The 11374-nt window shown below is 59.9% G+C and carries 8 protein-coding genes; 2 read left to right on the top strand and 6 right to left on the bottom strand.

Going from position 1 to position 11374, the window contains the following annotated elements:
• Positions 1–104: 104 nt before the first annotated feature.
• The gene (gene dacB, locus ACWR1S_RS14055) at positions 105–1565 is read right to left on the bottom strand and encodes a D-alanyl-D-alanine carboxypeptidase/D-alanyl-D-alanine endopeptidase (protein ID WP_454563921.1); all 1461 of its coding nucleotides are present in this window, start codon (positions 1563–1565) and stop codon (positions 105–107) included.
• A 233-nt stretch (positions 1566–1798) separates the two neighbouring features.
• Here dacB and ACWR1S_RS14050 point away from each other — a divergent pair, with 233 nt between their 5' ends.
• Positions 1799–2143 (top strand): YggL family protein, encoded by a 345-nt coding sequence (locus ACWR1S_RS14050; protein WP_007916365.1) that lies wholly within the window; start codon positions 1799–1801, stop codon positions 2141–2143.
• Positions 2144–2385: 242 nt separating this feature from the next.
• On the opposite strand, the gene ACWR1S_RS14045 is transcribed toward ACWR1S_RS14050, so the two are convergent.
• On the bottom strand, positions 2386–3576 hold the full coding sequence (locus tag ACWR1S_RS14045; RefSeq protein ID WP_454563920.1) for a benzoate/H(+) symporter BenE family transporter: 1191 nt from the start codon (positions 3574–3576) through the stop codon (positions 2386–2388).
• 354 nt (positions 3577–3930) lie between these two features.
• On the opposite strand from ACWR1S_RS14045, the gene ACWR1S_RS14040 reads away from it, so the two are divergent.
• The gene (locus ACWR1S_RS14040; RefSeq protein WP_007918375.1) at positions 3931–4695 is read left to right on the top strand and encodes a GntR family transcriptional regulator; all 765 of its coding nucleotides are present in this window, start codon (positions 3931–3933) and stop codon (positions 4693–4695) included.
• Positions 4696–4977: 282 nt separating this feature from the next.
• Here the strand turns inward: ACWR1S_RS14040 and guaD are convergent, their stop codons facing one another.
• The 4 genes from guaD to xdhA form a co-directional block, all read right to left on the bottom strand.
• Entirely contained in the window at positions 4978–6282 is a 1305-nt protein-coding gene (gene guaD, locus ACWR1S_RS14035; RefSeq protein ID WP_454563919.1) for a guanine deaminase, read from the bottom strand.
• Positions 6283–6295: 13 nt separating this feature from the next.
• Positions 6296–7153, bottom strand: a complete 858-nt coding sequence (gene xdhC / locus ACWR1S_RS14030; RefSeq protein ID WP_454563918.1) for a xanthine dehydrogenase accessory protein XdhC — start codon at positions 7151–7153, stop codon at positions 6296–6298.
• Positions 7154–7279: 126 nt separating this feature from the next.
• Entirely contained in the window at positions 7280–9673 is a 2394-nt protein-coding gene (xdhB, locus tag ACWR1S_RS14025) for a xanthine dehydrogenase molybdopterin binding subunit (RefSeq protein WP_454563917.1), read from the bottom strand.
• Positions 9666–11120, bottom strand: a complete 1455-nt coding sequence (gene xdhA / locus ACWR1S_RS14020; RefSeq protein WP_454563916.1) for a xanthine dehydrogenase small subunit — start codon at positions 11118–11120, stop codon at positions 9666–9668. The genes xdhB and xdhA overlap by 8 nt, the downstream gene beginning before the upstream one ends.
• Positions 11121–11374: the final 254 nt, after the last annotated feature.

Here is an 11374-nt window from a genome sequence, read left to right as displayed (position 1 = left end):
TGCTCGCGAAGGGGCCCGAACAGTCAAGGAAGATATCGACTGTACTGACGCCTTCGCGAGCAAGCTCGCTCCCACAGGGGGTCTGAGGTGTTGCTTGAACTGCGTTACAGGACCGAAGCGGTCTGCGGCAGTTTCGGCTGCTTGTACAGATCCAGCAGCACCTGATCCAGCACCGACGATGCGCCAAACGGTGCCTTGTCGTTGAGGATCGCCACCACCGCCCAAGTATTGCCATTGATATCACGGCTGAAACCGGCAATCGCCCGCACAGTGTTCAAAGTACCTGTCTTGACGTGCGCTTCGCCGCGCATTGCCGTGGTCTTCAGACGCTTGCGCATGGTGCCGTCGGTGCCGGCAATCGGCAGCGAGCTGATGTACTCGGCGGCATACGGGCTGTGCCACGCGGCTTGCAGCATGGCGGCCATCTCCCGGGCGCTGACACGTTCGGCGCGGGACAGGCCGGAGCCGTTCTCCATCACCAGATGCGGCGCGGTGATGCCTTTCTTCGCCAGCCACTGGCGCACGACGCGTTGCGCGGCTTTCGCATCATCACCGTCGGCATCGTTGCGGAATTTTTGCCCCAGGCTGAGGAACAGCTGCTGGGCCATGGTGTTGTTACTGTATTTGTTGATGTCGCGGATGATTTCCGCCAGGTCCGGCGAATAGGCGCGAGCGAGCAGTTTGGCGTTGCCCGGCGTCGAGGCCAGGCGATCCTTGCCCTGAATGCTGCCACCCAGTTCTTTCCAGATCGCGCGCACGGCGCCGGCGGTGTAGGTCGCGTGGTCGAGCAGCGACAGATAGGTCTGCGAACTGCATCCTTCACCCAACTGGCCGGCCACGGTCACGTTGACGCTGCCATCGGCCTGCGGCACCGGGTTGTAACGCACGCCGCCGGTGCATTGCTTGGACGGCAGCGCCTTGACGGTGTTTTCGATGTGGATGCTGGCAATCGGTGGTTCGACCGAGATCAGCACGCGGCCACCATCATTGCGCGCGACAAAGCGCAGAGCCTTGAGGTTGACCAGCAGCGAATCCGGTTTGACCAGGAACGGCTTGTTCTCGTCGTTGCCGTCATCGTTGAATTCCGGCAGCACCGGCGGCACGAAGAAGTTGCGGTCGAGGATCAGATCACCGGTGATTTGCGTCACGCCGTTGGCACGCAGGTCGCGCATCAGCAGCCAGAGTTTTTCCATGTTCAGCTTTGGATCGCCGCCACCCTTGAGGTAGAGGTTGCCGTTGAGGATGCCGCCACTGAGGTCGCCGTCGGTGTAGAACTCGGTTTTCCACTGATGATTGGGCCCGAGCATTTCCAGCGCCGCGTAAGTGGTCACCAGTTTCATCGTCGAAGCCGGGTTGACCGACACGTCGGCGTTGAACACGGTCGGCGTGCCCGGGCCGTCGAGCGGCACCATCACCAGCGACAGGGCGCTGGGCTGCAGTTTACTGGCCTTGAGGGCTTTTTCGACGTTGGGGGTGAGGGCGGTGTTGATGGTGGCAGCAGAAACAGGCAGGGCCAGCGGCAGAAGAAGGCCGGCGAGAAGCAGAGGACGCAACGATTTGATCATATGAAATAAAACCCTACAGTCGAGGGGAAAATAACGAGGACATGGATGAAAAAGCCCTCAGCGGTCATGAAAGTGTCGGCATTATGCCCCAAGGTGTTACAGCTTGTGCCTTGTCGGGGCCGGCCAATACGTTATTTTTTTACAGGCGGTCGGCTTCAGGGGCCAGAGAGGCGGGCAATCGGCGGCTTAAACTGGTAAAGTGCCGGCCGTTAATACTTATGAGGATTGTTCCAATGGCGACTAACCGTTCCCAGCGTCTGCGCAAAAAACTGTGCGTTGATGAATTTCAAGAGCTGGGTTTCGAACTGAACCTGGACTTCAAAGAAGACTTGTCCGAAGAAGCCATTGACGCTTTCCTCGAAGCCTTCATCAAAGAAGCCATGGAAGCCAATGGTCTGGGTTATGTTGGCGGCGACGACTTCGGTCTGGTTTGCCTGCAGAAGCGTGGCTCGGTCAACGAAGAGCAGCGCGCTGCCGTTGAAGCCTGGCTGAAAACCCGCTCCGAGCTGACCAAGTATGAAGTCAGCCCGTTGCTGGACGTTTGGTATCCGGAAAAGCCGATCAACGCGGCTAAGTGATACTGAAAAAAACGGCGACCTGAGGGTCGCCGTTTTTTTTCGTCTGGGGTTTGGGTGTTCGGCTCGAGTTGTACGCTGGGCCTGCCCCTCACCCCAGCCCTCTCCCCCTGGAGAGGGAGCCGATTTATGGGCTTTTCAAAATTTGAGTTCGACTCGGGATCTCGTCTTGGTATAGCTCGCGCGTCCAACACGGTCAGTCCCCTCTCCCTCCGGGAGAGGGCTAGGGTGAGGGGCTTTTGACCTTAAGCTTTGCGCCAATTCAAAATCACCAGCGTCAAAACCCCCGCCACAATCCCCCAAAACGCCGAACCAATGGAAAACAGCGTCAGCCCCGACGCCGTGACCATAAAGGTAATCAGCGCCGCTTCCCGTTCCTTCACCTCGGTCATGGCAATGCTCAAACCATTGATGATCGAACCGAACAGCGCCAGCGCGGCAATCGACAGCACCAGTTCCTTCGGCAACGCGGCAAATAATGCGGCCAACGTGGCGCCGAACACCCCGGCAATCCCGTAGAAAATCCCGCACCAGACCGCTGCCGTGTAGCGCTTGTTGCGATCCTCATGGGCATGCGGCCCGGTGCAGATCGCTGCGCTGATGGCCGCGAGGTTGATGCCGTGGGAGCCGAACGGCGCCAGCAATAGTGAAGCGATACCGGTGGTGGTGATCAGCGGCGAGGCCGGGACGTTGTAGCCATCGGCGCGCAACACGGCAATGCCCGGCATGTTCTGCGAGGTCATCGCCACGACGAACAGTGGAATGCCGATGCTGATGGTCGCGGCGAGCGAAAAGTGCGGCGTGGTCCACACCGGCGTCGCCACTTCCAGATGAAAACCGCTGAAGTCCAGCAGACCCATGAAGCCCGACAGGGCGGTGCCGATCAGCAGCGCGGCGAGCACGGCATAACGCGGCGACAGGCGCTTGACCACTAAATAAGTGAAGAACATCCCCAGCACCAGACCGGTGCGATGCTGCGCGGCGACGAAGATTTCACTGCCGATCTTGAACAGAATCCCTGCCAGCAAAGCCGCCGCCAGTGACGCCGGAATCTTTTTCACCAGCCGTTCAAAGCTTCCGGTCAGCCCGCAGATCGTCACCAGCACTGCGCAGGTGATGTAGGCGCCAATGGCTTCACCATAACTCACACCGCCCAGACTGGTGATCAGCAATGCTGCGCCGGGCGTCGACCAGGCGATGGTGATGGGTGTGCGATAACGCAGCGACAGGCCGATCGAACACACCGCCATACCGATGGAAATCGCCCAGATCCACGAAGAAATCTGCCCGCTGGTCAGGCCTGCCGCTTGCCCGGCCTGAAACATCAGCACCAGCGAGCTGGTGTAACCGGTCATCATCGCGATGAAACCGGCGACTATCGCCGACGGCGACGTGTCGGTCAGTGGGCGGAGTCGAGTTTGGGTGGCGTCGTTCATGACGGCGGTGTTCCTTATACCAATGAAGATGTCCGCCATGACGCAAACCCTTGTAGGAGCTGCCGAAGGCTGCGATCTGTTGATCTTGCTTCTTAAAATCAAAGTCAAAAGATCGCAGCCTTCGGCAGCTCCTACAGGGGAGGTGGTGTTCTGGCGGCGGATTCTGCGATCAAGCCTAAACTCAATCGTAACGGATCGTTGCAATACAGCCGAAGTCACAAACAGCCGTACAGTCGTGTTGCCACCTTTCATTGTGTACAATCGCGCTGTTTTTTACGCGATACTTGCCAGCGACCTACTGTGCCGTATTACAGTCACGGTCTATTCGCCGCAGTTCTCCCGACTCGAGTGCCCATGAACGAACAGTTGCAACCCCTCAAGAAACAACCGCGAGCAGGCAAAGCCGGCCGCAGCGGAACCCAGGACGATATTGTCTACGCGCATATCTTCGAGGCCATCCTCGAACAGCGTCTGGCGCCCGGCACCAAGTTGAGCGAAGAAGCGCTGGGGGAAATCTTTGGGGTCAGCCGCACCATCATTCGCCGCGCGCTGTCGCGTCTGGCCCATGAAGGTGTGGTGCTGTTGCGGCCGAACCGTGGCGCGGTCGTCGCCAGCCCGAGTGTGGAAGAGGCGCGTCAGGTGTTCCTCGCCCGTCGTCTGGTGGAGCGTGCGATCACTGAGCTGGCGGTGCAACACGCCACTGCCGAGCAGATCGCCGAATTGCGCCAGATGGTCAACGACGAACGCGACAGCTTCTCCCGTGGCGATCGCGGCGCCGGTATTCGTCTGTCGGGCGAATTCCACCTGAAACTGGCGGAAGCGGCGATGAACGCACCGTTGATCAGCTTCCAGCGCAGTCTGGTTTCGCAGACATCGCTGATCATCGCCCAGTACGAAAGCGGCAACCGTTCGCACTGTTCGTACGACGAACACACCCAGTTGATCGACGCGATCGAGAAACGCGACGGTGAGTTGGCGGTGAATCTGATGATGCATCACATGGATCACATCGACAGCAAGCTCAACCTCGACGAGGAAGGCGCGTCGGATGATCTGCACGCAGTGTTTTCGCATTTGTTGCAGACCAAGAAGCCTGGGCGTCCTGCGGCCAAGCTCTGAGCTGATACCGAGTCGCGGCCTTCGCGAGCAGGCTCGCTCCCACATTTGAAATGCATTCCCATGTGGGAGCGACGGTGCGACGATTCGACCTGCTCGCGAAGACGATCTGACAGGCAACAAAAAATCCCCCGGGGCTGAACACCACCGGGGGATTTTTTATGCCTGATCGTTCCCACGCTCTGCGTGGTAATGCCTCTGGTGACGCTCCGCGTCCAGTGACGCGGAGCGTCACGGGCTGCATTCCCACGCAGAGCGTGGGAACGATCATAGGGCGGGGGGAAATTAGCGCTGATGCACCAGCGCACCCGCCGCATACGTCTGCTGCACCGTGCGGTCATCCCCCAGCGTCATCAACACAAACAGCGTCTCGGCAATGTTGTTGGCCTGCTTCAGGCGATAACTCAACAGCGGCGTAGCGTTGTAATCCAGCACCAGGAAGTCAGCATCAGAACCCGGTTGCAGGTTACCGATCTTGTCCTCCAGGCGCAGCGCGCGTGAGCCACCCAGTGTCGCCAGGTACAGCGACTTGAACGGGCTCAGTCGTGCCCCTTGCAGTTGCATCACTTTGTACGCTTCGTTCAGCGTCTGCAGCAGCGAGAAACTGGTGCCGCCACCGACGTCAGTGCCCAGGCCGACATTGAGTTTGTGCTTCTCGGCCATCGGCAAATTGAACAAGCCGCTACCGAGGAAGAAGTTCGAGGTCGGGCAGAACGAGATCGCCGAACCGGTTTCTGCCAGACGCGCGCATTCGTCGTCGCACAGATGCACGCCGTGAGCAAACACCGAGCGCTCGCCGAGCAATTTGTAGTGATCGTAAACGTCGAGGTAGCCTTTGCGCTCCGGGAACAGTTCCTTGACCCACTCGATTTCCTTGAGGTTCTCGCTGATGTGGGTCTGCATGTACAGATCCGGGTATTCGGTCAGCAGTTGCCCGGCGAGGGTCAGTTGTTCCGGCGTACTGGTCGGTGCGAAACGCGGGGTGACCGCGTAGTGCAGGCGGCCCTTGCCGTGCCAGCGCTCGATCAGCGCTTTGCTGTCGACGTAGCTGGATTCGGCGGTGTCGGTCAGATAGTCCGGCGCGTTGCGGTCCATCATCACCTTGCCGGCGATCATCCGCAGGTCGAGCTTCTCGGCCGCTTCGAAGAACGAGTTCACCGACTGCGGGTGCACGCTGCCGAACACCAGCGCGGTGGTGGTGCCGTTGCGCAGCAGTTCCTTGATGAAGATATCAGCGACGTCGTCAGCGTGGGCCTTGTCACCGAACTGGCTTTCGCACGGGAAGGTGTAGGTGTTCAGCCAGTCGAGCAGTTGTTCGCCGTAGGCGCCGACCATGCCGGTTTGCGGCAGGTGAATGTGCGTGTCGATGAAGCCCGGGGTGATCAGCGCGTCTTTGTAGTGCTCGATTTCGATGTCCGCCGGCAGGGTCGGCAGCAAATCACTGGCGTGGCCAAGGGCGCTGATCTTGCCGCCATCGACCACCAGCAGGCCATCCTCGAAATATTCGTAGGAGGCTTCGATCCCGACTTCGGCGGGATCGGCGATGCTGTGCAGGATGGCGGCGCGGTAGGCTTTGCGAGTCAGAGGCATGAGGGTTCTCTAATCAGTTTGAGGCTTTGAGTTTGGTCGCCTGACTGCGCCGCGAAACCGGCAGCAGTTTGGCAATCGGTTCGGCGCTGGCAGTCTGCTGGCCGAAGTTGGCGTTATAGGTGGCGATGATTTCGCCGGCGATGGAGATGGCGATTTCCACAGGCAGTTTGCCTTTGACTTCGCCGATGCCCATCGGGCAGCGCATGCGTTGCACGACGCCGCTGTCGAAGCCGCGATCACGCAGACGGTGTTCGAACTTCGCGCGTTTGGTCTTCGAACCGATCAGGCCGAAGTAGGCGAAGTCGTTGCGCTTGAGGATCGCGGCAGTGAGTTCCAGATCGAGCTGATGGTTGTGGGTCATGACGATGCAATAACTGCCGGCGGGCAGCTCATCGATTTCGTCCACAGGCTCTTCGGCGACGATTTTACGCACGCCGTGGGGGATCTGTTCGGGGAATTCGGCCTCGCGCGAGTCGATCCAGCGCACCCGGCAGGGCAGGCTGGCGAGCAGCGGCACCAAGGCGCGGCCGACGTGACCGGCACCGAACACAGCGATCTGCGCCTGCACCTGGCCCATCGGTTCGAACAGCAACACGGTGGCGCCGCCGCAGCACTGGCCCAGGCTGGCGCCGAGGCTGAAGCGCTCCAGATGGGTGTCCTGCTTACCGCTGGCGAGCATCTCGCGGGCGATCTGCATGGCTTTGTATTCCAGATGCCCGCCACCGATGGTGTCGAAACTCTGGTGGGCACTGATGACCATTTTCGAGCCGGCGTTGCGTGGCGTCGAGCCGAGTTCTTCGATGATCGTCACCAGCACACAGGGTTCGCCCTGATTCTGCAGGTCGGCGAGGGCGTCGATCCAGTTGTACATACACACCTCTCAGATCGTTCCCACGCTCTGCGTGGGAATGCATCACTGGACGCTCCGCGTCCGCTGTTCAGGATGCGACGCAGAGCGTCGCGGGCTGCATTCCCACGCAGAGCGTGGGAACGATCATCAAACAACCGCGGTTTCAGCTTCGACGGCTTTCACCGCTTTCAACTGACGCATCTGCTCACAACCCCACAACACCCGCTCCGGCGTTGCCGGCGCATCGATCTGCGGCTGATGCTTGTAATCACCGAGGCTCGCCACCGCATCCTTGATCGCACACCACGACGCAATCCCGAGCATGAACGGCGGTTCACCGACCGCCTTGGAATGGAACACCGTGTCTTCCGGGTTCTTGCGGTTTTCCACCAGCTTCACCCGCAGGTCGAGCGGCATGTCCGCCACCGCCGGGATCTTGTAGCTGGCCGGGCCGTTGGTCATCAGCTTGCCCTTGTTGTTCCAGACCAGCTCTTCCATGGTCAGCCAGCCCATGCCCTGAATAAACCCACCCTCGACCTGACCGATGTCGATGGACGGGTTCAGCGAGGCGCCGACGTCGTGAAGAATGTCGGTACGCAGCATCTTGTACTCGCCGGTCAGGGTGTCGACGATGACTTCGCAGCACGCCGCGCCGAAGGCAAAGTAGTAGAACGGACGGCCACGGGCCTGGCTGCGGTCGTAGTAGATTTTCGGGGTCTTGTAGAAGCCGGTGCTCGACAGCGACACCTGATTGAAATACGCCTGCTGGATCAGCGCTTCAAAGGTCAGGATGTGGTCGCGAACACGCACGTGGCCGTTGTGGAATTCGACGTCTTCTTCAGTGACTTTGAAGTGACGCGCAGCGAATTCGACCAGACGTTTCTTGATGATTTCCGCCGCGTTCTGCGCCGCTTTACCGTTCAGGTCAGCGCCGCTGGACGCCGCGGTCGGCGAGGTGTTCGGCACCTTATCGGTGTTGGTCGCGGTGATCTGTACGCGATCGATTTCCACCTGGAACACTTCGGCCACGACCTGCGCAACTTTGGTGTTCAGGCCCTGACCCATTTCCGTGCCGCCGTGGTTCAGGTGGATGCTGCCGTCGGTGTAGATGTGGATCAAGGCGCCTGCCTGGTTCAAGAAGCTCGCGGTGAAGGAAATACCGAATTTCACCGGGGTCAGCGCCAGGCCTTTTTTCAGGATCGGGCTGTTGGCGTTGTAGCGACGGATCGCTTCGCGACGTTCGTGATACTGACTGCTTTGTTCCAGTTCGGCGGTCATTTCCTCGAGCATGTTGTGCTCGACGGTCTGGTAGTAATGGGTGACGTTGCGCTCGGTCTTGCCGTAGTAGTTGGCCTTGCGCACAGCCAGCGGATCGAGGTGCAGGTGACGGGCTATCGCGTCCATCACTTCTTCGATAGCGACCATGCCTTGCGGGCCACCGAAACCACGGTAAGCGGTGTTCGACGCGGTGTTGGTCTTGCAGCGGTGACCGTTGATGGTCGCGTCGCCCAGGTAGTACGAGTTGTCCGAGTGGAACATCGCGCGGTCAACGATCGACGCGGACAAGTCCGGCGAGCAGCCGCAGTTGCCGGCCAGATCCATATTGATCCCGTGCAGGCGCCCGGTGCTGTCGAAGCCGACGTCGTATTCGACGTAGAACGGGTGGCGCTTGCCGGTCATCAGCATGTCTTCGACGCGCGGCAGGCGCATCTTGGTCGGCTGACCGGTGAGGTGCGCAACCACGGCGCACAGGCATGCCGGGCTGGCGGCCTGAGTTTCCTTGCCACCGAAACCACCGCCCATGCGGCGCATGTCGACGACGATTTTGTTCATCGACACGTCGAGCACTTCGGCGACCAGTTTTTGCACTTCGGTCGGGTTCTGCGTCGAGCAGTAAACGATCATGCCGCCGTCTTCGGTGGGCATTACCGAGGAGATTTGCGTCTCCAGGTAGAAGTGCTCTTGGCCGCCGATGTGCAGCGTGCCTTGGATGCGGTGTTCAGCGGTTGCCAGCGCAGAAACCGAATCGCCGCGCTGGTGGGTGTGGCTGTCGAGGACGAAGTGGCGTTTGCGCAGGGCTTCGACCACGTCGAGCACCGGCTCGAGATCTTCGTATTCGATGATCGCGGCCATCGCCGCTTTGCGCGCGGTTTCCAGATCCTTCGCGGCCACGGCTAGCACCGGTTGACCGACGAACTGCACGTCATCGATGGCCAGCAGCGGATCGCCCGGCATCAACGGGCCGATGTCTTTCAGGCCCGGCACGTCTTCGTGTGTGATCGCGATGCGCACGCCTTCGAAGGCGTAGCACGGCGAAGTGTCGATGCTGATGATCTTCGCGTGGGCACGGTCCGACATGCGTGCATACAGGTGCAGCTGATTCGGAAATTCCAGGCGGTCATCGATGTACTGCGCTTCACCGGACACATGCTTGGCGGCGCTGTCGTGCTTGACGCTGCGACCGACACCGGAGGTCAGGTCCTTGGCGAACAGTTCAGCCAGTTCAGCCTGGGTTTTTTCTACGCCGTGATGGTTAGACATAAGCGGTCACCCGAGTCTCGATGTGCGGTGTTTGCAGTTCGATGAAGTATTTGCGCAGCAGGTTCTGCGCGCTGAGCAGGCGATATTCCTTGCTGGCGCGGAAGTCCGAGAGTGGGGTGAAATCTTCCGCCAGGGCGGCGCAGGCGCGTTCGACCACGGCGTTGCTGAACGGAGCGCCGATCAGCGCAGCTTCACAGTGGGCGGCGCGTTTCGGGATCGCAGCCATGCCGCCGAACGCCATGCGCGCATCGGTGATCACGCCGTTTTCCACACGCAGATTGAACGCGGCGCAGACGGCGGAGATGTCGTCGTCCAGACGCTTGGAGACTTTGTAGGCACGGAACAGCTGTTCTGCCGTGGCGCGCGGCACGATGATCTTCTCGATGAATTCACTTTCCTGACGGGCCGTGACTTTGTAATCGATGAAGTAATCGTCGAGGTTCAGGGTGCGGCGGGTTTCGCCTTTGCACAGCACCACCTGCGCGCCGAGGGCGATCAGCAGCGGCGGCGAGTCACCGATCGGCGAGGCGTTGCCGATGTTGCCGCCGAGGGTGCCCTGGTTGCGGATTTGCAGCGAGGCGAAGCGGTGCAGCAGTTCGCCGAAGTCCGGGTACTCGGCGTTCAACGCTTCATAGCAGTCGGAGAGGGCGGTGGCGGCGCCGATTTCGATGCGGTCATCGAAGGTTTCGATGCGCTTCATTTCCGCGACGTTGCCGACGTAAATCATCACCGGCAGGGTGCGGTGGAATTGAGTGACTTCCAGCGCCAGATCGGTACCGCCGGCGAGCAGACGTGCTTGTGGATAAGCATCGTAGAGGTCGGCCAGATCGGCGACGGTCAGCGGTACCAGGCAGCGCTTGTCGCCGCTATTGAGTTCGCCGATATCGGTCGGTGCGATGGCTTTGAGGCGCGCGATGGTTTGCGCTTCGCGGGCATCGAACTGATCCGGTTGCTTGCCGCAGCACGATTGCTCGGCAGCCGCCAGAATAGGGCGGTAGCCGGTGCAGCGGCAGAGGTTACCGGCCAGTGCTTCGTGAGCCTTGGCGTGATCCGGTGCATCGCTGTTCTTTTGCAGGGCGAACAGCGACATGACGAAACCGGGGGTGCAGAAACCGCATTGCGAGCCGTGGCACTCGACCATGGCTTTCTGCACGCTGTGCAGTTCGCCTTTGTGCTTGAGGTCTTCGACGCTGATCAATTGTTTGCCGTGCAGCGACGAAACAAAGGTCAGGCACGAGTTGAGGCTGCGATAGCGAATGTGTTCGCGGCCAGCGTCATCCGTTTGCAACTCACCGACCACTACGGTGCAGGCGCCGCAGTCACCGCTGGCGCAACCTTCTTTGGTGCCCGATTTACCGACGTGTTCACGCAGGTAATTGAGCACAGTCAGATTCGGGTCCAGGGCGTGCTCGCTACGGAGTTCCTGGTTAAGTAAAAACTGGATCACGGAAGGCCTCGCAGACTCATTATTGTTGTTAACCGACTTGAGCCGAATTTAGCAGGTCTGACTTTTCGGTCAATGGTTTTCTGACTTAAAGGTCAGGAAAAAGCATTTCGTCGATCAACAACGTGTCTATTCAGTATTGACCCTCATCGGTCGCCCTGGTTTTTTGTTTGGTTTTCTAAAGAAAACTGCGGGATTCGTGCCAAAAACCGCTGAGTGGGCACTCCGCCATGACCGTGCATTTGCGCTACACTGCG

This window comes from Pseudomonas sp. AIG, from assembly GCF_977020205.1.
Note: the sequence above shows the minus strand (reverse complement) of the source record. Positions and strands in the feature narration are given on the sequence as shown.

Coding starts and splice junctions, on each gene's coding strand:
- ACWR1S_RS14045 (WP_454563920.1), bottom strand. CDS start 3,576: ATGAACGACGCCACCCAAACTCGACTCCGCCCACTGACCGACACGTCG.
- dacB (WP_454563921.1), bottom strand. CDS start 1,565: ATGATCAAATCGTTGCGTCCTCTGCTTCTCGCCGGCCTTCTTCTGCCG.
- ACWR1S_RS14040 (WP_007918375.1), top strand. CDS start 3,931: ATGAACGAACAGTTGCAACCCCTCAAGAAACAACCGCGAGCAGGCAAA.
- xdhC (WP_454563918.1), bottom strand. CDS start 7,153: ATGTACAACTGGATCGACGCCCTCGCCGACCTGCAGAATCAGGGCGAA.
- guaD (WP_454563919.1), bottom strand. CDS start 6,282: ATGCCTCTGACTCGCAAAGCCTACCGCGCCGCCATCCTGCACAGCATC.
- xdhB (WP_454563917.1), bottom strand. CDS start 9,673: ATGTCTAACCATCACGGCGTAGAAAAAACCCAGGCTGAACTGGCTGAA.
- ACWR1S_RS14050 (WP_007916365.1), top strand. CDS start 1,799: ATGGCGACTAACCGTTCCCAGCGTCTGCGCAAAAAACTGTGCGTTGAT.